At 65.8% G+C, this 1,034-nt stretch carries 1 pseudogene; it reads left to right on the top strand.

Annotation, left to right across the window (positions count from 1 at the left end):
* Positions 1–1,001 (top strand): annotated as a pseudogene (locus AB0I53_RS49620) (integrase); the annotation flags it as partial.
* Positions 1,002–1,034: the final 33 nt, after the last annotated feature.

Genomic DNA, 1,034 nt, shown 5'->3' with positions numbered 1-1,034 from the left:
CGGCCGGCGTGCTCGCCGAGATGGGCATCCTTATCGACGACCGGCGGCCGTCCTTTGAGGACTGGCTTGAACGCAAACTTGACGGCATCGCACCAGGAATCGCCCGCGAGACCGAGCGATGGCTACGAGCATTACACGACGGCGGCCCCCGCATCCGGTCCCGCAGCATCGAAACAGTTCGGAGCCACCTCAACTTCGCCCGGCCGGTGCTGCTGGCCTGGTCGGATCGTTACGACCACCTGCGCGAGGTCACCCGCGAGGACGTGCTCAACGCCCTCGACACCCTCCACGGCTCCCAACGGCAGAACACCCTGATCTCCCTGCGATCCCTATTCCGCATGGCCAAGAAGACCGGCATGGTGTTCCGGAACCCCACCGCTCGGATCCGGGTCGGCGAACGCCACTCCACGCTGCTCCAGCCGCTTCAGCCGCTTCTGCCTGACCAAGTCAAAAAGACCGTCACAGCCGCCGTCAGGCCGGCGGACCGGCTCATCATCGCCCTGGCCACCATCCATGCCGCCCGTTCCGACGGGATCCGGCGTCTGCACCTCGACGACGTCGACATCGGCAACCGGCGTTTGACCATCGCCGACCGGACCCGCCCTCTCGACGAGCTCACCCACCGCGAGCTGCTGAACTGGCTGGACTATCGGCGTTCACGCTGGCCGAACACCGCTAACCCGCACCTGCTCATCAACCAACGGACCGCACTGGAAACCGGACCGGTCAGCGCTTTCTGGCTGAAAGCTGCCTTCCGAGGCCACGAAGCAACCCTCGAACGCCTGCGTGTCGATCGGCAGCTTGAGGAAGCCCTCACCCACGGAGCCGACCCACTGCACCTCGCGGTCGTGTTCGGACTCGACGAGAAGACCGCCCTGCGCTACGCCACCGCAGCACGGGCGCTGCTGGAAAGTCCGCTCGAACACGATACTGTCGGTTCACCTCGAACCCACGGGTCGAGCCCTGCTCCTGGTGGCAACCCACCCTCGGGTTCCCAATGAGGAACCTTCACTCGCGCTGAACCCACGGGACTC

The organism is Saccharopolyspora sp. NPDC050389, from assembly GCF_040655595.1.
Taxonomy (GTDB): domain Bacteria; phylum Actinomycetota; class Actinomycetes; order Mycobacteriales; family Pseudonocardiaceae; genus Saccharopolyspora.
Note: the sequence above shows the minus strand (reverse complement) of the source record. Positions and strands in the feature narration are given on the sequence as shown.